The following is a 20,925-nucleotide window of genomic DNA, read 5'->3' as shown; positions in this document are numbered from 1 at the left end:
GCTCACGCCCTGTCCGCGACGCGTTCGCCGACCAGGCCTTGTGGCCTGAACAGCAAGACGAGGATGAGGAGGACGAAGGCCCAGACGGAGGACCAGCCGCCGCCGCCGAGCTGCTGCATGCCCGGGATGCCGTCGATGTAGGAGGTGGCCAGGGTCTCGGCGAGGCCGAGGACGAGACCGCCGATCATGGCGCCGTAGATGTTGCCGATGCCGCCGAGGACGGCCGCGGTGAAGGCCTTCAGGCCCATCTGGAAGCCCATGTCGTACTTGATGGTGCCGTAGCGCAGGCCGTACGCGACGGCCGCGACCGCGGCGAAGAAGCCGCCGATGGCGAAGGCGATCACGATGATGCGGTTCGTGTCGATGCCCATCAGCTGCGCGGTGTCCGGGTCCTGCGCGGTGGCCTGCATGGCACGGCCGGTGCGCGACAGACGGACGAAGAAGGCGAGGGCGGCCATGCAGATCGGGGCGGCGACGATGACGAAGAAGGAGCCGCTCTGGATGCTGACGGAGCCGATGTGCCAGGGCCCGAAGGGGAGCTGGGGGAACTTGAGGTCGTTCTTGGCGTTCGGGTACCCGTTGAAGACGACCTGCTGGAGCGCCAGTGAGAGACCGATGGCGGTGATGAGCGGTGCGAGGCGTGGTGCTCCGCGCAGTGGTCGGTAGGCGAAGCGTTCCGCCCCGACGGCGATGAGGACGGAGACGAGGCCGCCGCCTATCAGCATCGCTGGGAGGGCTATCCACATGGTGGTGCCGTCGGGCAGGACATACAGGTAGACCGTGAGCGCGCCGAAGCCGCCGGTCATGAAGATCTCGCCGTGGGCGAAGTTGATGAGCTGGACGATGCCGTACACCATCGTGTAGCCGATGGCGATCAGCCCGTACATCGAGCCGAGGAACAGCCCGTTGGCCAGCTGCTGCGGCAGGGTGTTCACCGCATGGCCTCCATGTGGTGGGGAGAGTTGAGCAGGGCGTATGAAGCGGGCCGCGCGGTGACGGGTGGTCTGGCCGCGCGGCCCTTGGATGGTGCTAGCGGCAGTGTGGATCAGCCGTTGAACGTGCCGCTCTTGACGGCCTTCCACTTGCCGTCGACGACCTGGTAGACGGTGAGCTGCTTGTTCGTGGTGTCACCGAACTCGTCGAAGGAGACGGGGCCGGCGATGCCGTCGAACTTGGTCTTCTGGACCTCGGCGACGATCTTGGCGCGAGCGTCGTCCGGGACCTTGCCGTCCTTCACGACATTGCCGATCGCCTTGATGATGGCGGTCGCGGCGTCGTAGGAGTAGCCGCCGTAGGTGCCGTAGTCGCCCTTGAGGCCGGAGGCCTTGTACTTCTTGATGAACTCGGCGGCGGAGGGCAGCGAGTCGACGGGCTGGCCGACGGAGGTCACGAGGTCGCCCTCGGACGTCTTGCCGGCGGTCTCGATGTAGGTCGGGGTGAACATGCCGTCACCACCGAACAGCGGGATCTTGGCTCCGCCGTCCTTGAGCTGCTTGGTGAGCTTCTCCGACTCGTCGTACTGGCCGCCGTAGTACACGAGGTCGGCCTTCGACTTCTTGATCTTGGTGACGAGGGCCGAGAAGTCCGTGTCGCCCGTGTTGACGTGGTCCTCGCCCGCGACCTTGCCGCCCGACTTGGTGAAGCCCGCCTTGAACAGCTTGGCGAGGCCGGCACCGTAGGTCTGCTTGTCGTCGACGACGAACACCTTGCGCTTCTTCAGCGTGTTGTAGGCGTAGTCGGCCGCGAAACCGCCCTGGAGGGCGTCGGTGGTGGCGGTGCGGAAGTACGTCTTGAACGGGCGCGACTTCGACGTCTGCCAGTTCTTGCCCTGGGTCAGCTCGGGAGCCGTGTTGGACGGCGAGATCTCGACCAGGTTGGCCGTGGCGAAGACCTGCTGCATCTGCGTGGCGACACCGGAGTTGAGCGGGCCGACGACGCCGAGGACCTTGTCGTTCTGGACGAGCTGGGTGGCGTTCGACTGGCCCTGGGCCGGGATCGCCTTGTCGTCGAGCGCCTGGACCTTGAAGGTCACGCCGGGAACGGTGTTGTTCTTGTTGGCGTCGTTGACGGCGATCTGGACGCCGCCCTGGATACCGAGGCCGGTGGCCGAGTTCTGGCCGGTCAGCGGCGCGTCGACGCCGATGATGATCTCGGTCTTCTTGCCGCTGTCCTTGCTGTCCCCGCCGTCGTCGCGCGAGCCGCAGGCGGTCAGCGTGAGTGCTCCGGTGGTGAGCACGGAGGTGAGTATGACCAAAGAACGGTGTCGCACGTTGATTCCTCTCCCTGGCGCGGCACCCCAAGGTGGGGGCCGTGAGTCTCGCCGGGCCGTACTGGGTGAAACAGGCCGTGCAGCAGACGCGCCCGGCGGCGCGGTGACTGGCCGTGACTCTAAGCGCAGGTAGGGGGCATGGGGAGGAGCGCGGGGAAGGCTGTGACGCTCTTGTTATGCGGGGGCTGTCCCGGTGGGCGCGGGCCGGACGATCGGACTATTTGGGCGCCGCGGTCCGGGGGCACCGTGTGTTCGCATGCTGAGAACGCCCTGTTCCGGTTCATGACGTCGGCCGGACCCGGCCGACCCGGCGGGTGGCAGCCGCCTTCCGTGGGGCGAGATCCGGACACGGCCGCGGCCGGACCATTGCTTCATTACGGCAGAGGTAACCCACTGTTACCGACGTGTGAGGTCGCGGCGGGTGTCCCGGTGGGACGAAGTGGGCGCGGGCGAGCTGGGATTGGGGAAGCAGGCGGCGTGCAGGTCGGCCCACAGGTCTCGTGGGTAGGCGCCGCCGAAGAGAAAGCTCTGCTGTTGCCGAGCGGTCCTGTTGCTGAGGAGCAGGTCGAGGTGCGGGAGGTCGAGGGCCGGCGGGAGCGCGTCGCACCTGTATACGGAGATGCGCACCGTGATCAGCCGGGGCGAGCCCGCCTTCACTGTCAGTGGCAGGCCGGGCGTCGTGGTGGCCCCCAACTCCGGCAGTCCTGCGCCCACTTGATGGACGGTGACCGGGCTGCCGCGCGAGACGTCGACCTCGAAGCGGAAGGTGGCGGGCGCCGGGCCCCGGCCCTTGTAGTACACGTTCGTGACGCCTGCCGGCCAGGGGTACGGATTCGGGGTGGCCCGTGTGGCCGGTCCGGGGCGCAGCAGGAAGAAGGCGCCGGTGAGGGTCGCGGCGACCAGCAGGGCCCGGGCGAGACGCTGCCGGGAGCGCGGCAGGGCATCCCAACGGGCCCGGGCGCGCGAGGAGTTCGACCACAGGAGGTCGGGTGGCGGGTCCTGGTGGGGGCCGTCGGGGTCATCGGGGTGGTACGGCTCGACGGGCCCGATGCCGGTCATGTCTCACGCTAAGCCGGAGCCGGTGACTCCGCCAATGGGCCCCGCGGCAGCAGGGGTTGGCCGCATGCGCCACCGAGCCGTCTCGGCATGCGGGCGGCAATGGCCCTTGATCGCCCCGGGTTGCTATAACGGCGGACGAGCCGGACGGACCGGGCGCCGAGCCCCGTCTCCGCACAAGGATGTCGGCGGGGGAACGCCGGCCGGGTCCCGCGCACACGAGAGGCGGGCATGGAACGGTCGGCGACCTGTGTGTTCCTCGCGGGCATCGGCAACTCCGGGCCGGAGCACTGGCAGTCCCTGTGGCGCGGTCGGCTCCCCGGCAGCGTCTGGGTGGAGCACGACGCGTGGGACGAGCCCGACCGCGACGGGTGGGTGCGCGACCTGGACTGCGCGCTCCGCTCGATCGCGGGGCCGAAGGTGCTCGTCGCCCACAGCCTCGGCTGTTCGGTGCTGGCCGAGTGGGCCGTCGACCACGCCGACGAGGACGTCGTCGGGGCGTTCCTGGTCGCCATGCCCGATCCGCGCGGTCCCGGGTTCCCCGCGGATGCGGTCGGCTTCGACGCTCCCCGGCACGAGCCGCTGCCCTTCCCGGCCGTGCTCGTCGCCAGTGAGGATGATCCCTACGGATCCATGGAGTACGCCGTGGCGGCCGCCGGGCGACTGGGCGCCCCGCTGGTGAACGTCGGTCCCAAGGGGCACATCAACGCGGAGTCGGGGCTGGGTGACTGGCCGGAGGGCTGGTTCCTGTTCACCGAGCGCTTCCCGGGCTGATCCGCTTCGCCGGGCCGATCGGCTCGATCGGGCTGATCCGCTCCACCTGACTCATCCGCTCCACCGCCGCTCCAGCGGCGTGCGCCGTCGGCGCGCTCCGGTGCGGCGCCCCGCGCGCTGCGAGAAGGGGCGCGCCCGCCGGTGGGGAGAGGCGCGCAAGGAGACGGCGCGCCGCAGGCCCGGCCGGGCACGCGCCAGGAACGGGCCCTGCCGGGCCTGCGCCAGGAAGAGGGTGCGCGCCCCTGGTCCGTCGTCGGGCGAGGGGCGCCGCCGGAAGTCAGAGGCCGGGCGCGTCCTTGAGGACGCAGGTGAGCCGCGCGCTGCAGACGCGCTTGCCGTCCTCGTCCGTGATGGCGATCTCGTACGTCGCCGACGTGCGGCCCCGGTGCACGGGCGTGGCCACGCCCGTGACCAGGCCGGAGCGCACCCCGCGGTGATGCGTGCAGTTCAGGTCGACGCCCACGGCGATCTTGGAGCTGCCGCCGTGCAGCATCGCGCCGACGGAGCCGATGGTCTCGGCGAGGACGGCGGAGGCGCCCCCGTGCAGCAGACCGTAGGGCTGGGTGTTGCCCTCTACCGGCATGGTGCCCACGACCCGGTCCGCGGAGGCCTCGACGATCTGCACGCCCATCCGGGTGCCGAGGTGGCCCGCGGAGAACAGCGCGGGCAGGTCGACGCCCAGGGCGGCGTACTCGTCGATGACCTCTTGCGGGAACTTCACGGGGTGCTGTTCGCCCATCGGGCCCGGCTCCGTTCGTCGTGGATCACGTCGTCGTGGATCACTGTGTCTGAGCAAACGCTCAGTCGGTCGCCGATTGTTCCAGACGGACGACGACGGACTTGCTGGCAGGGGTGTTGCTGGTGTCCGCGGTGGCGTCCAACGGGACGAGGACGTTGGTCTCCGGGTAGTACGCCGCCGCGCAGCCCCGCGCCGTCGGATAGTGCACGACGCGGAAGCCGGGCGCGCGCCGCTCCACGCCGTCCTTCCACTCGCCGACGAGATCCACGTACGAACCGTCGGCGAGCTTCAGCTCCCGGGCGTCCTCGGGGTTCACCAGCACCACGCGACGACCGTTCTTTATGCCCCGATATCGGTCATCCAGGCCATAGATGGTCGTGTTGTACTGATCGTGCGAGCGCAGGGTCTGGAGCAGCAGACGGCCCTCGGGGATCTGCGGGTACTCGACGGGCGCTGCCGTGAAGTTGGCCTTGCCGGTGGCCGTGGGGAAGCGGCGCTCGTCGCGCGGGGCGTGCGGGAGGGCGAAACCCCCGGGGCGCGCCACGCGCGCGTTGAAGTCCTCGAAGCCGGGGACGACGCGCGCGATGCGGTCGCGGATCGCCGCGTAGTCCTTCTCGAACTCCTCCCAGGGGGTGGCGCTGCGCTCGCCCAGCACCCGGCGGGCCAGCCGGCACACGATGGCCGGCTCCGACAGCAGCCGCCGGCTCGCGGGCTCCAGCCGGCCGCGCGAGGCGTGCACCATGCCCATGGAGTCCTCGACGGTCACGAACTGCTCGCCGCCGCCCTGGAGATCGCGCTCCGTGCGGCCGAGGGTGGGCAGGATCAGCGCACGCGCGCCCGTGACCACGTGCGAACGGTTCAGCTTCGTCGACACGTGCACCGTCAGCCGGGCACGGCGCATCGCCGCCTCCGTCACGTCCGTGTCGGGGGAGGCCGCGACGAAGTTGCCGCCCATCGCGAAGAACACCTTCGCCTCGCCGTCCCGCAGGGCCCGGATCGCGCGTACGACGTCGAAACCGTGCTCGCGCGGCGGCGCGAACCCGAACTCCTTCTCCAGGGCGTCCAGGAAGGCGGGGGCGGGCCGCTCGAAGATGCCCATCGTGCGGTCGCCCTGCACGTTCGAGTGGCCGCGGACCGGGCAGACACCCGCACCGGGGCGGCCGATGTTGCCGCGCAGCAGCAGGAAGTTGACGACCTCACGGATGGTGGGGACCGAGTGCTTGTGCTGGGTGAGGCCCATCGCCCAGCACACGATGGTGCGCCGCGAGGCGAGAACCATGCGCAGGGCCTCGTCGATCCGCTCACGGGTCAGGCCGGTCGCGGCGAGCGTCTCGTCCCAGTCCGCCCCGCCGGCGGCCGCGGCGAACTCCTCGTACCCGTGCGTGTGTTCCCGGACGAACTCCTCGTCGACGGCACCGTCCGTCTCCAGGATCAGCTTGTTCAGCAGGCGGAACAGCGCCTGGTCGCCGCCGAGGCGGATCTGCAGGAACAGGTCGGTGAGCGCCGCGCCCTTGAGCATCCCCCGGGGGGTCTGCGGGTTCTTGAAGCGCCCCAGGCCCGCCTCGGGCAGCGGGTTGATCGTGATGATCTTCGCGCCGTTCGCCTTGGCCTTCTCCAGCGCCGAGAGCATCCGGGGGTGGTTCGTGCCGGGGTTCTGCCCGGCGACGATGATCAGATCCGCCTTGTGGAGGTCGTCGAGCAGGACGCTGCCCTTGCCGATGCCTATGGTCTCGGAGAGCGCGGACCCCGACGACTCGTGGCACATGTTCGAGCAGTCCGGCAGGTTGTTCGTGCCCAGCTCACGGGCGAACAGCTGATACAGGAAAGCGGCCTCGTTGCTGGTGCGCCCGGAGGTGTAGAAGACGGCCTCGTCCGGTGAGCCGAGCGAGGTGATCTCCTCGGCGACGATGTCGAAGGCCCGCTCCCAGGTCACCGGTTCGTACCGGTCGGCGCCGTCCGCCAGATACATGGGGTGGGTGAGGCGGCCCTGCTGGCCCAGCCAGTAGCCGCTGCGGGTCGCTAGATCGGCAACGGGGTGCGCGGCGAAGAAGTCGGGGGTTACCCGGCGCAGCGTGGCCTCCTCGGCGACCGCCTTCGCGCCGTTCTCGCAGAACTCCGCCGTGTGCCGTTGCTCGGGCTCGGGCCACGCGCAGCCCGGACAGTCGAAGCCGTCCTTCTGGTTGACCCTGAGGAGGGTGAGCGCGGTACGCCGCACCCCCATCTGCTGCTGCGCGACGCGCAGGGTGTGCCCGATCGCGGGCAGTCCGGCGGCCGCGTGCCTCGGCTCGGCGACCTGCGGCGCGTCCTGGACCGGATCGCTCTTCGGAGGCTTGCTGGCCATCGCCCACCCCTTCACGTGCACAGTCAGCTGTACGACACCTCGTACCCCGGCCGAAATCCTCGCATGTCGTGCCGGCAGGTCCCCCGCCGGGCCCGCGGTGTCCGGCCCCGCGGAGGCCCGGGCCGGGCCGGGAGGGGTCTCGATGTCAGTGGGGCGTGGCAGGATCGGGGGCGTGGCAGAAACAGCATCGAAGAAGACCGAGAAAACCGCAGGTGCGGGTCGTCCGCGGCTGATGCTCATGGACGGGCACTCGCTGGCGTACCGCGCGTTCTTCGCGCTGCCCGCGGAGAATTTCACCACCGCGACCGGCCAGCCGACGAACGCAATCTACGGTTTCGCGTCGATGCTGGCGAACACGCTGCGCGACGAGGCGCCCACGCACTTCGCGGTGGCCTTCGACGTCTCGCGCAAGACCTGGCGCTCCGAGGAGTTCACCGAGTACAAGGCGAACAGGTCGAAGACCCCGGACGAGTTCAAGGGGCAGGTCGAGCTGATCGGCGAGCTGCTCGACGCGATGCACGTCCAGCGCTTCGCGGTCGACGGCTTCGAAGCCGACGACGTCATCGCCACGCTCGCCACCCAGGCCGAGGCCGAGGGCTTCGAGGTGCTGATCGTCACCGGCGACCGCGACTCGTTCCAGCTGGTCTCCGAGCACACCACCGTGCTGTACCCGACGAAGGGCGTCTCGGAGCTGACCCGGTTCACCCCGGAGAAGGTCGTCGAGAAGTACGGGCTGACGCCGGCGCAGTACCCCGACTTCGCGGCCCTGCGCGGCGACCCGTCCGACAACCTGCCGGGCATCCCCGGCGTCGGCGAGAAGACCGCTGCGAAGTGGATCAACCAGTTCGGGTCGTTCGCGGACCTCGTCGAGCGCGTCGACGAGGTCAAGGGCAAGGCCGGACAGAACCTGCGCGACCACCTGGAAGCGGTGAAGCTCAACCGCCGCCTCACCGAGATGGTCAAGGACGTGGAACTGTCCCGCACGGTCCCCGACCTGGAGCGAGCGGCATACGACCGCAAGGCCGTCGCGATGGTCCTGGACACCCTGGAGATCCGCAACCCCTCGCTTCGCGAGCGGCTCCTCGCCGTCGACCCGGGGTCCGACGAGGCCGAGGCGGCCCAGCCGGTCGCCGAGGGCGTCGAGGTGGACGGCACGGTGCTGGGCGCGGGGGAGCTGAAGCCGTGGCTCGCCGAGCACGGCACGGCGGTCCTCGGCGTGGCCACTGTCGACTCGTGGGGCCTGGGCGCCGGCTCGGTGGCCGAGGTCGCGCTCGCCGCCGGTGAAGGCGCCGCCGCCTGGTTCGACCCCTCGCAGCTTGACGAGGCCGACGAGATCGCGTTCGCGACCTGGCTCGCCGACCCGGCGAAGCCCAAGATCATGCACAACGCCAAGGGCGCGATGCGGGTCTTCGCGGAGCACGGCTGGAGCATCGAGGGCGTGTCCATGGACACCGCGCTCGCCGCCTACCTGGTCAAGCCCGGCCGTCGTTCGTTCGCACTGGACGCGCTGTCCCTGGAGTACCTGGGCCGCGAGCTCGGACCCGCCGCCGCGGCCGACGGGCAGCTCGCCTTCGGTACAGACGACCGGGCCGAGGCCGACGCGCTGATGGCGCAGGCCCGCACGATTCTCGACCTGGGCGAGACGTTCGTGGGCAAGCTGGAGGAGGTCGGCGCCACCGACCTGCTGCGCGACATGGAGCTGCCCACGTCCGCGCTGCTCGCCCGCATGGAGCGCTTCGGCATCGCCGCGGACAGGGCCCATCTGGAGGCCATGGAGCAGATGTTCGCGGGCGCCGTGCAGCAGGCGGTGAAGGAGGCCCACGCCGCCGCCGGACACGAGTTCAACCTCGGCTCGCCCAAGCAGCTCCAGGAAGTGCTCTTCGGCGAGCTGGCCCTGCCGAAGACCAAGAAGACCAAGACGGGTTACACGACGGACGCGGACGCCCTCGCGTGGCTCGCGACGCAGACCGACAACGAACTGCCCGTGATCATGCTCCGTCATCGCGAGCAGGCGAAGCTGCGCTCCACGGTCGAGGGTCTGATCAAGACGGTCGCGGCGGACGGCCGCATCCACACCACGTTCAACCAGACCGTCGCGGCGACGGGCCGTCTCTCCTCCACGGATCCGAACCTCCAGAACATCCCGGTCCGCACGGACGAGGGACGCGCGATCCGCCGGGGCTTCGTGGTCGGCGAGGGCTTCGAGTCCCTGATGACCGCGGACTACAGCCAGATCGAACTGCGCGTGATGGCCCACCTGTCCGAGGACGAGGGGCTGCTGGAGGCGTTCACCTCCGGCGAGGACCTCCACACCACCGTCGCCTCCCAGGTGTTCTCGGTGGAGCGGTCCGGGGTCGACGCTGAGATGCGCCGCAAGATCAAGGCGATGTCGTACGGCCTGGCCTACGGGCTGTCGGCCTTCGGCCTCTCGCAGCAGCTGAACATCGAGGCGGGCGAGGCCCGTGCGCTGATGGACACCTACTTCGAGCGCTTCGGCGGGGTGCGGGACTATCTGCGCCGCGTGGTCGACGAGGCCCGCGCGACGGGCTACACGGCGACGCTCTTCGGCCGCCGCCGCTACCTGCCGGACCTCAACAGCGACAACCGGCAGCGCCGCGAGGCGGCCGAGCGGATGGCGCTGAACGCCCCGATCCAGGGCACGGCGGCGGACATCGTCAAGATCGCCATGCTGAATGTGGACCGGGCGCTGCGCGAGGCGGACCTGAAGTCCCGCATGCTCCTCCAGGTGCACGACGAAATCGTCCTGGAGGTCGCCCCGGGCGAGCGCGAGCGGACCGAGGAGCTGCTGCGCCGGGAGATGGCGTCGGCGGTGCAGCTCCGGGCTCCCCTCGACGTGTCCGTCGGCACGGGCACGGACTGGGAGTCCGCGGCGCACTAGAGCCGTCCCCGGCTGTCCCCGCCGGGCTTCCGGCGGGGGCGCTCCGCTCATCGGGTGACCGTGACCCGGAGGGGGTCCTGTCTCCGGGCGAGCCGGTTCTCGGGGTCCGGTCCAAGGGGTCCGGTTCGAAGGGTCTGGTCACCGGGAAGGGCGCCGTCCCCTGGGAGCCTGTCCCGGGGGCCGGCCAAGGGACGTCCGATGTCCCGAGGCCGATGAACACTGCAGGCGTGGTCCCGGTGGGTCCAGCGCCGGAGAGCGGGTACGAAAGGCTCCACCGGGAGGGCTGGTACTGCAAGGTCCGGCCGGGAGGGCTGGTACGGGGCAGGTCCGGCCGGGAGGGCTGGTAGAGGGCAGGCGCGGCCGGGCGAGCCGGTGCTGGAAGGTCCCGCCGCGAAGGCGGGTGCAGGAGGGTCCCGCCGGGCGGGCCCGGCGCCGTGGGGACCGGCCCGCAGGGCAGGTGCGGGGACCGCGTCGGCTCCGGGGGTGTCACCCGCGTGGCCCCCGCAAAGACGCCCCCGGGCCGGAGCGGCCGCAAGGATGCGGGCATGGGTATACGCATGCTCCACCGCCGTACGGTCATGGCCACCGCCGTCGTCTGTGCGGCCACGGCCGTCGTCCCGGCGCTGCTCGCGCCGATGCCCGCTGTCGCCGCGGGGGCCGGTACCGCCCAGGTGCCCGCCGCGTACCGCACGCCCCGTGACCCCGAACGCGCCGCCCGGACGTCCCGCGACGTCCGGGCGGCGCTGTCGTCCCGCACAGGCGCCGCCCCGGCAGCGGTCCACGAGGACGACACCGGGCTGAGCTGCGCCCGCGCGAGCGAGCGGCAGTGCGACGAGGTGAGCGGCGCCCGGAGCGTGCTCATGGAGGCCGTCCTGCGCCTCGCGGAGACACGGCTGCCGGGCGTTCTCACCGACGCCCGTTCCTTCCTGAAGACCCGCACCCACGAACTGCTGCCGCTCGGCCGGATCCGCGGCGACGGGCGGCGCCTGTCCTCCGGAACGGCGCGCGAGCCGGTGACCCATGCCGAGGACGGCCCGCTGCTCCGGGCCCGGCACGGGTGGCGGGTGCACGGCGTCGGCGCGTTCAAGGGCACCCACCGCACCTACCGCATGGTCGTCCTGACCCGCGACAACCCGACGACGCCCTACCAGGTCCGCACCATCGGACGGATCGCGACCATCGGGCGCATCGCGCAGGCCGTGCACCGCGGTCTCAACCAGGGCCGCGGCCTGATCCAGGGACTCAGCCCGCAGAGCGTGATCGGCCAGGAGCCGGACGGCCCGGTTCCGTACGAACCGCTGCCGGGCCGGGACGACCCGGAGCAGGACGCCACACCCTGATCCCGGCCGCGTACAGCGCGAGGCCGAGCGACAGCCCCGCACCCCCGCCGAAGCACACCGTCGGGATCAATTCCCAGGGCTTGGCGGTGGAACCCCAATAGGCCCACCAACGCGTCGCCCGCTGCACCGCGCCCAGCAGCGCGCAGCACCCGAGCACCGCGGCGGCGAGCCACCGGTCGGACGAGGACAGCACGGGCACCCCCACGGCCTCGCCGGGGGGCGTCCGGCGCAGCGCGACGACCACGAAGACCACGAGCACGACCGCCGCCACGGCCGAACTGCCGTACTGCACGTACCAGAACAGCGGCGAGCCGCCCACATCCCGTCCCAGGACGGGGACGAGCCGCACACCCCACCGGTCGTGGTGCGTGAACGCGTCCCACACGACATGGGTCAGCCCGCCGAGCACCGCGGAGACGTACCACCACAGGGCCGTCGGCCACCGGGGACGCGTACGGGCCGTGCCGCAGCGCAGCAGCCGGGCCGGACGCCCCTGCGCGGCGGCCGGCAGCAGCGCCACCAGCGGCTCGCGGAGCACCAGCCAGGCGGCCAAGAGTGCCCACGCGACGAGCACGTCGAAGGTGAGGACACCGGGCAACGAGTGCGTGAACGTGCCGAAATCCATCGCTCCGGGCAGCACACTCGCCGCGTAGTAGGTCATGTCGGGAGCGAACGAGCCGGCCACCAGCACGGCGGGGACCAGCCGGCCGCGCCCCGTCCCGTCGCCACGCACGCCCGGCAGTACCGCAGCCGCGTGGCTGAGAGTGAAGGGCAAGTCGTCCCCCTGCGACTAGGGTTGGCCGAGCACGCCCGGCACTGATCACCGACGCCCAGTATGAGGGACGTCGGGCATGGCCAACCCGGGAAAATCGGGCGCGAACGGGTGTCCGCGCGACGGAAGTTGTCGTAGGGTCACCTGGGTTGCCGTGCTGGGGGGCGCGGGAACGGTAGAACATCAGAGCAAAAGCGCGAAGCGGCCCACGGGGAACCGTGAGGCACAAGAGAATCTCTGAATACAAGAGAATCGCACAGCACAGACGCACAACCGCACAGACGCACAACCGCACAGCGGACCACAGGTGTACGGGCGGTCGTCCACAGGAGGGGTTCACTCGATGTCGGCGCAGGCGCATTTCGGCAGGAGGCTGCGCAAGGGAGCGGCCACCACCGCTGTGGCCGCGGTCGCGGTCGCGGCTCTGGCCGCGTCCCAGGCCCCGGGAGTGACGACCGACAACCGCGGTCGACAGACGACCGGCTCCGATTCCATGCCGAGCCCGGACAACGACGACACCGCGACCGGGAACTCGCGCTACTACACCGACCTTCCGCCGCTGGACAGCCCCAGCCCGTCGCCGACCGTCGGCACCCCGGTGTCCCGGGGCGAGGCCGAGGCGGGCATCCCCGCGACCGTCCTCGACGCCTACAAGAAGGCCGAGGCGTCCCTGCGCGAGTCCAAGCCCGGCTGCAATCTGCCCTGGCAGCTGCTCGCCGCCATCGGCAAGGTCGAGTCGGGCCAGGCCCGCGGCGGCCGGGTCGACGCCTCCGGCACCACGTACTCGCCGATCCTCGGCCCCGTCCTGAACGGCAACGGCTTCGCGAACATCAGCGACACCGACAACGGCGCGTACGACGGCGACAGCACGCACGACCGCGCGGTGGGCCCGATGCAGTTCATCCCGTCCACCTGGGAGTGGGCGGGCCGCGACGGCAACGCCGACGGCAAGAAGGACCCCAACAACATCTACGACGCGGCGCTCGCCGCCGGGCACTACCTGTGCCGCTTCGACCACGACATGTCGGTCCAGGCGCAGATGAACGCGTCGATCCTCAGCTACAACAACTCGACGGCCTACCTCAACACCGTCCTGTCCTGGCTGGAGTACTACCGCAAGGGCACGCACGAGGTGCCGGACGGCACCGGCACGCTGCCGTCGCACAACAGCGACGACAGCTCCGGGAGCCTCCCGACGCCGACTCCGCCCGCCACCCCGGCGCCGCCGTCCAAGCCTGCCGAGCCGTCCAAGCCCGGCAAGCCGAAGCCGGGTGACGACACGTCTAGCCCGACCCCGCCCACCTCGCCGCCGTCGACGACTCCGCCCCCGTCCACCCCCACCCCGACGCCGACCCAGACGGTGGACCACCTGGAGGACGCGGGCACCGGGAAGCTCACCGCCATGGCGGGCGACTCCTTCGACCGGAAGGTCGCCGTGCGGACCGAGACCGAGGACGGCAAGGCCGTGGCGAAGGTCCGGGTGCGGTTCACCATCGTCGGCGACGCCACGGACGCCACGTTCAGCGGTGGAGAGACGGTCGCCACGGTGGTCACCGACGAGCTGGGCACGGCCACCGCGCCCGCGCTGGTGGCCGGCGAGAAGACCGGTGACTTCACGGTCCGCGCCACCGTGGTCGGCCGCGTCATGTCCGGCCTCGACTACACGGCGACCGTCACCGCGCGCCAGGCCGACACCCTCACCCGCACCGGCGACGCCGCGCCGACCTGTGTGCCGGGCGGCGAGTTCGCCGAGCAGGTCGAGGTCAAGGCCACGTACAAGGGAGCCGTCGCGGACAAGGTCGCGGCCACCGCCACCCTCGTCAAGTCGGCCGACGACGCCACCGCGAACGACAAGGGCCCCTACTTCAAGGACGCGGACGGCAAGACCGTACGCACCCTCACGGGCCTGACCACGGACGCCGACGGCATGCTCAAGCTCCCCAAGCTGTACGCGGACGACACCACCGGCACCTTCCTGCTCCGCATCGACACCGCGGGCGGCGCGACGCTGACCGTCGAGCTGAAGGTGGCGGCGGCCGCCTCGTAGGACCCGTTTCACGGCGGCGCCCCTCCGGTTTCCTCCGGAGGGGCGCCGCCGTGTGTGTGCGACGTGTTCTCATCTCGCCCCGCCGTTGCTACGGTGCCGGACCTGACGATGTATCAGTTCACGGACCCGGGAGGCCCGTATGCGTGCCCTCATCGCCGCCGCGACCGGTCTCGCCGCGGCCCTCGCCCTGGTGCTGGCCATCACGGCCATGGGCTCGCCGGCCGGCAGCACTTCACCGAAGCCGATGCTGACCACCGTGCCCGCACACCCGTAGCCCGCGACCCGCGCCCGGAGCCCGCTCTCGGGCCACGAGGCCCGTGCCGGCCCGTCCGCAACACCCAGGGAGGGACGCCGAGATGTGCCGCAAGGCAAGCCTGATCCTGCTCGCCTTCGCCGTGTTCTTCACGGCGCTGTCCCCGCTGCTGCGCTGGTACGCCTTCCCGCGCCTGGCGAAGATCCCCGCCGGCCAGTACCAGGACATGGTCCTGGAGGCGAAGGACGCGACCCTCCTCGACTACGACACCATGAAAGCCAGGAGGGTCCCCAAGGTCACCATCGTGCAGACCCTGAGGGGCAACGTCGAAGCGTCCGAGAAGATCGAGAGGACCGCGGGCCGCGACGTCGTCGTCTGGGACTCCCTCTCCTACGTCCAGGGCCCCGACGGGAATATGGTCTCCAAGCTGCCCGAGCGCTACATCTTCGACGCGCACAGCCAGGAACCCGTGCACGCCACCGGCGAATCCGTGGACGGCGACCCCGTCACCCGCCAGGGCATCGAGTTCAAGTGGCCCTTCCAGACGGAGAAGCGGGACTACGAGTACTTCGACGCGCAGACCCGGACCTCGGCCCCCATCCACTACCAGGGCACCCGGACCTTCCGCGGCGTCAAGGTCTACTACTTCGAGCAGACCATCCCCTGGACCAAGGTCAAGTTCCCCAAGATCATGCCGGTCGAGGGCATCACCCCCGAGTCGGTCGCCAAGACGGGCACCACCCGCTGGTACACCACGGTCCGCAAGTTCTGGGTGGAACCGGTCACGGGAGCGCCCGTGTACGCCGAGGAGATCCACAAGGAGGAACTGCGCGGCGGCACCCTGCTCGGCGACCGCGACAAGGTGACGGCGTTCGCCGGGCACGTGAAGATGCGCGAGGACTACATCGAGTACACGGTCGACCTGGTCGAATCCAACCGCACCCTGGTTCTCCTGATGACCTCCTACCTCCCGTGGGGCTTCCTCGCCCTCGGCGCCGGGCTGCTGTCCCTCTCCCTCTGTCTGGAGGCCCGCAGCCGCCGGCCGGGGGACCCGGAACCCGCCGGGGTCACCGAACCGGAGCCGGTCGGCGCCTGACCGGTCACGTCCTGCGCAGCCGGGCGTTCGTGTGCCGCGTCGGCTCCGCCGTCGCCGGGTCCTCCGGCCAGGGGTGCTTGGGATACCGCCCGCGCAGCTCGGCCCGCACCGCCCGGTAACCGTCCTTCCAGAAGGAGGCGAGGTCGGCCGTGACGGCGGCGGGACGCCCGGCGGGGGAGAGGAGGTGCACGAGCAGGGGCACACCGGCGACCCGGGGCGTCTCGGCCAGCCCGAACATCTCCTGGAGCTTCACCGCCAGGACCGGACGCTCAGGATCGGTGTAGTCGATCCTGATTCCGGACCCACTGGGCACCTCGACGCGCTCCGGCGCGAGCTCGTCCAGCCGCGCGGCGTCCCCGCTCGCCCAGGGAAGCAGCCGGGTGAGGCCCTGCCCCGCGTCGATCCGCCCCAGATCGGCGCGCCGGCGCGCCCGGCCGAGCTCCGGCTCCAGCCACTCGTCCACGCGCGCGTGCAGAGCGCCGTCGGACACGTCGGGCCAGGGATCGCCCAGATGCGCGTGCAGGAAGGCCAGGCGCTGCCGCAGCGTCTCGGAGTCCCGCGTCCACCGCAGCAGCCCGAACCCTTCGGTCCGCAGCCCCTCCACCAGCGCCTCGCGCACGAGTCCGGAGCCGGCCTCCCGAACCGGACGCACCGCCAGCTCCACCGCCCCGAGCCGCTCGACCCGGCGCGCGACGACGTCGCCGTCGGCCCAGCCGACCTCGTCGCCCGCGGCGTACAGGTGCGCCGCTGCCCGTCGGGCCGTCTCCTCGTCGATGACGGCGCCGAGCCGCACGCGCGCGTGCCCGGCGCCCACGGGCCTGTCGGCCACGGCGACCGCGAGCCAGGGAGCGGCCCGCAGACCCGTGCCGTCCCCCAGTTCGGCCCGGGTACCGGACGCCATCAGATAGGAGCCGCCGTGCGAGCGTGCGACGCGCTCGGGGAAGGCGAGGGCGGCGACGAGGCCCGCGACGTGATCGTCCCCGTTCCGCGCCGCGACGCCCCGCCCGGCCGCGGAGGACGACGACAACCCCGGCGACGGCCGGGCGGACCCCTCCCGGTCGGGACCCGGCGCCTGCCGGGCGGACTCCTGCGGGGCGAGCTCTCGCGCCTGCCGGGCGGCCTCCTCCGAGGCGGTCTCCTGCGACGGTCGGGAGGACCTCTGCGGGGTGGGGCCCGGCTGCGAGGGACCCGGTGCCGACATGGTCCGCAGCCGCTTCGCCTCCGCCCGCCACCGGCCGGCGTAGGCGTCACCGCCACGCCGGGCGGCACGCCAGGCCGCGGCGAGGTCGTCGCCGTACTCCCTCGGCGGCTCCTCGCTGAGCAGGGCGACGACCTCGGCGGCGCGGGCCGCCCCGACCTGGGGCGCCGCGTCCAGCAGGGCGCGGGCGAGCCGCGGGTGCAGTCCGAGCCGGGACATGCGGGCACCCCGGTCCGTCGCCCGCCCCGAATCGTCCACCGCGCCCACCGCCGACAGCACGGCGCGCGCCGCAGCCATCGCCCCGCCCGGCGGTGCGTCGAGGAGAGCCAGCCCCGTCGCGTCCGGGTCGCCCCAGCAGGCCGCCTGGAGGGCGAACGCCGTCAGGTCCGCCACCTTGATCTCTGGGGCAGGGAAGCGGGCCAGCCGCCCGTCCTCCGCCTCCGTCCAGCACCGGTACACCGCTCCGGGTGCCTCACGACCGGCCCGTCCGGCCCGCTGCCGCCCGGCCGCCTGCGAGGCCCGTACGGTGGTCAGGGCGCTCAGCCCGCGCGCGTGGTCCACACGCGGCTCCCGCGCCAGCCCGGAGTCGACCACCACCCGCACACCGGGCACCGTCAGCGAGGACTCGGCGACCGAGGTCGCGAGAACCACCCGCCGCCGCGCCCCCGGGGAGAGCACGGCGTCCTGCACGGCGGACGGTGCCCGCCCGTGCACCTGAAGCACGTCCACGTCGCCCCGGCCCGTCGGATCCCCCAGCTGTCCGGCGACCCGCGCGATCTCCCCCACCCCGGGAAGGAAGCACAGGACGTCCCCCTCGCGCTCGCCCAGCGCCCGCCGCACCACCGACGCCACGTGCGTCAGGAGCGCCGGGTCCACCCGCATGCCGTGCGGCGGCCGGACGGGACGGGCGGGCGGCGCCCAGACCACCTCGACCGGATACGACACGCCCTCGGCCTCGACCACCGGCGCGTCGCCCAGCAGCCGGGCCCACCCCTGCGCGTCCGTCGTCGCCGAGGCCGCCACCAGCCGCAGCTCCGGCCGCAGGGCGGCCCGGACGTCGCACAAGAAGGCCGCCACCGTGTCGGCGTCCAGGTGCCGCTCGTGGCACTCGTCCAGCACGACCACGTCGACGTCCGCCAGTTCCTGGTCCCGCTGGAGCCGCTGCAGCAGCACACCGGTCGTGACGACCTCCACGCGCGCGTGGCGGCCGACCACCCGCTCCCCGCGCACCGTATAGCCGACGCTCTCGCCGACCTTCTCGCCGAGCAGCCACGCCATGCGCCGCGCGGCGGCCCGGGCCGCGATCCGCCGCGGCTCCGCGACGACGACCCGGCGCGGCGGCCGCCCGTCGTCCAGGAGACCGGCGAGCACGAGCGGCACCAGGGTGGTCTTGCCGGTGCCGGGCGGCGCGACGAGCACCGCGGTGCCGTGGCCCTCCAGGGCGTCGTCCAGGCCGGGCAGGGCGCCGCGCACGGGCAGCGCGTCCAGAGCGTCGTAGCGGATCACGCCCCCAGTCTCGTACGCGGGCGGAAGCGGCCTCCACGCGCGCGTGCCGCACCGGGGGCACAGGCGGCAGGCGCCTGCGTCAGTCGCGCTCGCAGACGAAGATCGCCGTCCCGGGGATGAGGTTCCCGCGCAGCGGTGACCAGCCGCCCCACTCCTGGGTGTTCCAGGCGGGCCACTGCGGCTCGACGAGGTCCACCAGCCGGAAGCCGCCGGCCACGACGTCACGGACGCGGTCCCCGACCGTCCGGTGGTGCTCGACGTACACCGCGCGGCCCTCCTCGTCCTGCTCCACGTACGGAGTGCGGTCGAAGTAGGAGGCGGACACGCTCAGCCCCTCCGGGCCGGGTTCGTCGGGGAAGGCCCAGCGGATCGGGTGCGTCACGGAGAAGACGAAGCGGCCGCCCGGCCGCAGCACGCGGCGCACCTCCCGCAGGACCCGCACCGGGTCGGCGACGAAGGGCAGCGCCCCGTACGCCGAGCACGCCAGGTCGAAGGAGCCGTCCGCGAAGGGCAGGGCGCCCGCGTCGGCCTCCACCAGCGGCACGGCGCCACCTATGCGCAGCGCGTGCTGGAGCTGGCGGTGGGAGAGGTCCAGGGCCACGGGCCGCGCCCCCTGCCCGGCCAGCCAGCGCGAGCACTGGGCCGCGCCGGCGCCGATCTCCAGGACGTCCTTGCCCTTGAGGTCCTCGTGCGGCCCGAGGAGCTCGGCCTCCACCTCGTCGAGGCCCTCGGGGCCCCATACGAACCGGTCGTCGCCGAGGAACGTGCCGTGTTCGACCTGGTACTCGTCCGCGTTCCGGTCCCACCAGCCGCGGTTCGCGCGGGAGCTCTCCGCGGCATCCGCGGTGCGACGGGTTGCTTCCGGTTCGAACGCTTCGGACTCTTGGATGATCGGCTCCCTCGTAATAGTCTGCGGCCCACCGTTCGCCCGCCTCGGGGGTGTCACGACAGGCGTGCCCCAGGGCCCGCGTGGCCTCGTGTGACTGATTTTGTGCCGGGTATGCGGCGATCCGCCCCGGGTGTGCGGCTTCGCGCATTGACCCTGCCCGGCTGCCCCCGTATGCTACAAGTTGCGCTGCGGGCCTGCGCTCCTCAGACGTAGCAGGCTGCGCTCGCATCTGTATGTATGTCCCCTCGGTTGTCGAGGCGCCCCCGGGTCACCGGGTTCGGCGCTTCCTTGGCTGTCCGGCTTCTGCAGAGCGAAACGGGCTCCTGGCGCAAGCAGTACCTACGACTCAATGTCCGTACCGGAGCCCTTTCCCACATGACGAGCAGCACCGAGACCACCGCCACCACCCCGCAGGTTGCGGTCAACGACATCGGTAACGAGGAAGCCTTCCTCGCCGCGATCGACGAGACGATCAAGTACTTCAACGACGGCGACATCGTCGACGGCGTCATCGTGAAGGTCGACCGGGACGAGGTCCTGCTCGACATCGGTTACAAGACCGAAGGTGTCATCCCGAGCCGTGAGCTCTCGATCAAGCACGACGTCGACCCGAACGAGGTCGTGGCCGTCGGCGACGAGATCGAGGCCCTGGTCCTCCAGAAGGAGGACAAGGAAGGCCGCCTGATCCTCTCGAAGAAGCGCGCTCAGTACGAGCGTGCCTGGGGCACCATCGAGAAGATCAAGGAAGAGGACGGCATCGTCACCGGTACCGTCATCGAGGTCGTCAAGGGTGGTCTCATCCTCGACATCGGCCTCCGTGGCTTCCTGCCGGCTTCCCTCGTCGAGATGCGCCGTGTCCGCGACCTCCAGCCCTACGTGGGCAAGGAGCTCGAGGCGAAGATCATCGAGCTGGACAAGAACCGCAACAACGTGGTCCTGTCCCGCCGTGCCTGGCTGGAGCAGACCCAGTCCGAGGTCCGCCAGACGTTCCTCACGACCCTGCAGAAGGGTCAGGTCCGTTCCGGCGTCGTCTCCTCGATCGTCAACTTCGGTGCCTTCGTGGACCTGGGTGGCGTCGACGGTCTGGTCCACGTCTCCGAGCTGTCCTGGAAGCACATCGACCACCCGTCCGAGGTGGTCGAGGTCGGCCAGGAGGTCACCGTCGAGGTCCTCGACGTCGACATGGACCGCGAGCGTGTCTCCCTGTCGCTGAAGGCGACGCAGGAAGACCCGTGGCAGCAGTTCGCCCGCACCCACCAGATCGGCCAGGTCGTGCCCGGCAAGGTCACGAAGCTGGTTCCGTTCGGTGCGTTCGTCCGTGTGGACGAGGGCATCGAGGGTCTGGTGCACATCTCCGAGCTGGCCGAGCGCCACGTGGAGATCCCGGAGCAGGTCGTCCAGGTCAACGACGAGATCTTCGTCAAGGTCATCGACATCGACCTCGAGCGTCGTCGCATCAGCCTCTCGCTGAAGCAGGCCAACGAGTCCTTCGGTGCCGACCCGGCCTCGGTCGAGTTCGACCCGACCCTGTACGGCATGGCCGCGTCCTACGACGACCAGGGCAACTACATCTACCCCGAGGGCTTCGACCCCGAGACCAACGACTGGCTCGAGGGCTACGAGAAGCAGCGCGAGGAGTGGGAGCGCCAGTACGCCGAGGCGCAGCAGCGCTTCGAGCAGCACCAGGCGCAGGTCATCAAGTCCCGCGAGGCCGACGCCCAGGCGGCGGCCGAGGGCGGCGACGCG

At 71.4% G+C, this 20,925-nt stretch carries 15 protein-coding genes; 7 read left to right on the top strand and 8 right to left on the bottom strand.

Annotation, left to right across the window (positions count from 1 at the left end):
- Positions 1–2 precede the first annotated feature (2 nt).
- The 3 genes from H305_RS0126590 to H305_RS47150 all read right to left on the bottom strand — a co-directional run bounded on the left by H305_RS0126590 (position 3) and on the right by H305_RS47150 (position 3,328).
- A complete protein-coding gene (locus tag H305_RS0126590) occupies positions 3–935 on the bottom strand; it encodes a branched-chain amino acid ABC transporter permease (RefSeq protein ID WP_028803097.1) in 933 nt (310 codons plus the stop codon).
- 110 nt (positions 936–1,045) lie between these two features.
- Positions 1,046–2,269, bottom strand: coding sequence for a branched-chain amino acid ABC transporter substrate-binding protein (locus H305_RS0126585; RefSeq protein ID WP_199791461.1), 1,224 nt, complete (start codon positions 2,267–2,269; stop codon positions 1,046–1,048).
- Positions 2,270–2,665: 396 nt separating this feature from the next.
- On the bottom strand, positions 2,666–3,328 hold the full coding sequence (locus H305_RS47150) for a hypothetical protein (protein ID WP_051370997.1): 663 nt from the start codon (positions 3,326–3,328) through the stop codon (positions 2,666–2,668).
- Between the two features lie 228 nt (positions 3,329–3,556).
- Between H305_RS47150 and H305_RS0126575 the strand changes: the two genes are divergently transcribed.
- Positions 3,557–4,099, top strand: a complete 543-nt coding sequence (locus H305_RS0126575; protein ID WP_028803095.1) for an RBBP9/YdeN family alpha/beta hydrolase — start codon at positions 3,557–3,559, stop codon at positions 4,097–4,099.
- A 277-nt stretch (positions 4,100–4,376) separates the two neighbouring features.
- Here the strand turns inward: H305_RS0126575 and H305_RS0126570 are convergent, their stop codons facing one another.
- A complete protein-coding gene (locus tag H305_RS0126570; RefSeq protein WP_028803094.1) occupies positions 4,377–4,838 on the bottom strand; it encodes a PaaI family thioesterase in 462 nt (153 codons plus the stop codon).
- Between the two features lie 61 nt (positions 4,839–4,899).
- Positions 4,900–7,179: an FdhF/YdeP family oxidoreductase gene (locus H305_RS0126565; RefSeq protein WP_028803093.1), complete on the bottom strand. Its 2,280-nt coding sequence runs from the start codon at positions 7,177–7,179 to the stop codon at positions 4,900–4,902.
- 172 nt (positions 7,180–7,351) lie between these two features.
- Between H305_RS0126565 and polA the strand changes: the two genes are divergently transcribed.
- Together polA and H305_RS53510 are read left to right on the top strand one after the other, a co-directional pair.
- The gene (polA, locus tag H305_RS0126560; RefSeq protein ID WP_028803092.1) at positions 7,352–10,078 is read left to right on the top strand and encodes a DNA polymerase I; all 2,727 of its coding nucleotides are present in this window, start codon (positions 7,352–7,354) and stop codon (positions 10,076–10,078) included.
- A gap of 545 nt (positions 10,079–10,623) precedes the next feature.
- Positions 10,624–11,418 (top strand): hypothetical protein, encoded by a 795-nt coding sequence (locus tag H305_RS53510; RefSeq protein ID WP_028803091.1) that lies wholly within the window; start codon positions 10,624–10,626, stop codon positions 11,416–11,418.
- Here the strand turns inward: H305_RS53510 and H305_RS51030 are convergent.
- On the bottom strand, positions 11,321–12,193 hold the full coding sequence (locus tag H305_RS51030; RefSeq protein ID WP_078629263.1) for a DUF4184 family protein: 873 nt from the start codon (positions 12,191–12,193) through the stop codon (positions 11,321–11,323). The genes H305_RS53510 and H305_RS51030 overlap by 98 nt on opposite strands.
- 340 nt (positions 12,194–12,533) lie before the next feature.
- On the opposite strand from H305_RS51030, the gene H305_RS0126545 reads away from it, so the two are divergent.
- The 3 genes from H305_RS0126545 (at position 12,534) to H305_RS0126535 (ending at position 15,586) form a co-directional block, all read left to right on the top strand.
- Complete coding sequence (locus tag H305_RS0126545) at positions 12,534–14,237, top strand: lytic transglycosylase domain-containing protein (protein ID WP_028803089.1); 1,704 nt, start codon at positions 12,534–12,536, stop codon at positions 14,235–14,237.
- Positions 14,238–14,376: 139 nt separating this feature from the next.
- Positions 14,377–14,511 carry an SPW_0924 family protein gene (locus tag H305_RS52630; RefSeq protein ID WP_107440106.1) on the top strand — a complete coding sequence of 45 codons (135 nt, stop codon included), beginning with the start codon at positions 14,377–14,379 and terminating at the stop codon, positions 14,509–14,511.
- Positions 14,512–14,593: 82 nt separating this feature from the next.
- Positions 14,594–15,586, top strand: a complete 993-nt coding sequence (locus H305_RS0126535; protein ID WP_028803088.1) for a DUF3068 domain-containing protein — start codon at positions 14,594–14,596, stop codon at positions 15,584–15,586.
- A gap of 4 nt (positions 15,587–15,590) precedes the next feature.
- Here the strand turns inward: H305_RS0126535 and H305_RS0126530 are convergent, their stop codons facing one another.
- Positions 15,591–18,290, bottom strand: coding sequence for an ATP-dependent RNA helicase (locus tag H305_RS0126530; RefSeq protein WP_028803087.1), 2,700 nt, complete (start codon positions 18,288–18,290; stop codon positions 15,591–15,593).
- Between the two features lie 79 nt (positions 18,291–18,369).
- Positions 18,370–19,236: a class I SAM-dependent methyltransferase gene (locus H305_RS0126525; protein ID WP_051370995.1), complete on the bottom strand. Its 867-nt coding sequence runs from the start codon at positions 19,234–19,236 to the stop codon at positions 18,370–18,372.
- A gap of 318 nt (positions 19,237–19,554) precedes the next feature.
- On the opposite strand from H305_RS0126525, the gene rpsA reads away from it, so the two are divergent.
- Positions 19,555–20,925, top strand: a 1,371-nt coding sequence (gene rpsA, locus H305_RS0126520) for a 30S ribosomal protein S1 (protein ID WP_028803085.1), incomplete at its 3' end; no start/stop codon positions are given.

This window comes from Streptomyces sp. 142MFCol3.1, assembly GCF_000424945.1.
Taxonomy (GTDB): Bacteria; Actinomycetota; Actinomycetes; order Streptomycetales; family Streptomycetaceae; genus Streptomyces; species Streptomyces siamensis.
This window is presented reverse-complemented; position numbering and strand designations above follow the sequence as displayed.

Bases quoted from the DNA above. Each gene is read 5' to 3' on its own strand.
- H305_RS47150 (WP_051370997.1), bottom strand. From the start codon at position 3,328: ATGACCGGCATCGGGCCCGTCGAGCCGTACCACCCCGATGACCCCGAC.
- H305_RS0126575 (WP_028803095.1), top strand. From the start codon at position 3,557: ATGGAACGGTCGGCGACCTGTGTGTTCCTCGCGGGCATCGGCAACTCC.
- H305_RS0126570 (WP_028803094.1), bottom strand. From the start codon at position 4,838: ATGGGCGAACAGCACCCCGTGAAGTTCCCGCAAGAGGTCATCGACGAG.
- H305_RS0126565 (WP_028803093.1), bottom strand. From the start codon at position 7,179: ATGGCCAGCAAGCCTCCGAAGAGCGATCCGGTCCAGGACGCGCCGCAG.
- H305_RS53510 (WP_028803091.1), top strand. From the start codon at position 10,624: ATGGGTATACGCATGCTCCACCGCCGTACGGTCATGGCCACCGCCGTC.
- H305_RS0126545 (WP_028803089.1), top strand. From the start codon at position 12,534: ATGTCGGCGCAGGCGCATTTCGGCAGGAGGCTGCGCAAGGGAGCGGCC.
- H305_RS52630 (WP_107440106.1), top strand. From the start codon at position 14,377: ATGCGTGCCCTCATCGCCGCCGCGACCGGTCTCGCCGCGGCCCTCGCC.
- H305_RS0126535 (WP_028803088.1), top strand. From the start codon at position 14,594: ATGTGCCGCAAGGCAAGCCTGATCCTGCTCGCCTTCGCCGTGTTCTTC.